General features: G+C 63.9%; 2 protein-coding genes. Both read right to left on the bottom strand.

Features of this window, described 5'->3' with window-relative positions:
- Positions 1–315, bottom strand: a 315-nt coding sequence (locus tag KYK83_RS17050) for an efflux RND transporter permease subunit (protein ID WP_222829095.1), incomplete at its 3' end; no start/stop codon positions are given.
- Between the two features lie 37 nt (positions 316–352).
- A partial coding sequence (locus KYK83_RS17045; protein ID WP_222829096.1) for an efflux RND transporter periplasmic adaptor subunit occupies positions 353–1,001 on the bottom strand: 649 nt, incomplete at its 5' end.

Genomic DNA, 1,001 nt, shown 5'->3' with positions numbered 1-1,001 from the left:
AAAATAAATGTCGGTCCCTTCCTCGAAAATCGCGGTCACCTGGCTGAACCCGTTGCGCGATATTGAGCGGGTCATCTCCAGACCCTCGATACCGGCAAGCCCGGTTTCAACGGGATAGGTGACCTGCGTTTCGACTTGCGAAGGCGACAGGGCTGGTGCCTCGGTGTTGATCTGCACCTGTACATTGGTGATATCGGGCACGGCATCGATGGGCAGGCGCAGCAAATTCACCACGCCATAGATTGCCACACCGAGCGTCAGCACGACCATCGCCCAGCGAAAGCGCACGGCGACGTCGAGGATCATGCCGATCAGGCCATGGCGGTGCGGGCGATCCGCGTCCTGCATGTGATCAGTGTCCATGCTCTGCCTCCTCCTTCTCGAGTTCAGCCTTCAGCAAAAAGGCGTTAGTGGTGGCGATCCGCCAATTCGCTTCGAGACCGGACTCGATGACCACCCGTCCTCCCGAACGCGCACCGGTGACCACCGGACGGGCTTGAAACCCGCGGCGCGTGCGAACGAAGACCACTTCGGCGCCATCGATTGTCTGGACGGCACTTTCCGGCACCGACATGCGGCCTGTATCGACCTCACCCGAAGGGCGGATACGTGCCTGCAGGAAGGCCCCGGGCTGCAGGCCGGGAATCGGCCTTGCCAGCGACAGGACTGCCGTAGCGCTGCGGCTTTCGGGATCGAGCGAGGGAGTGACGGATCGCACGCGCGCACCCACTTCCCGGTTGTCCGCGATTTCCAGCGTAGCCTCGTCGCCAGGCTGGATGCGGCTTGCTTCAGCCGACGGGAGGGCAACCTCGACCTGCATGCCGCTCGGATTCACGACCTGATAGAGTTCTTCCCCGGCATCGACGAAGGAGCCGAGAACGATAGGCGCCGAGGTCACTCGGCCCGCGAGCGGGCTCGTAACCGCAAGGGAGCGCCCGTCGCCGCTAACACCCGCCGCGGAGACTGCCGCCTGGGCGCGCGCAAGTTCCGACTGGGCGACC

It is taken from the genome of Qipengyuania pacifica, from assembly GCF_019857205.1.
GTDB classification, from domain to species: Bacteria; Pseudomonadota; Alphaproteobacteria; order Sphingomonadales; family Sphingomonadaceae; genus Qipengyuania; species Qipengyuania pacifica.
This window is presented reverse-complemented; position numbering and strand designations above follow the sequence as displayed.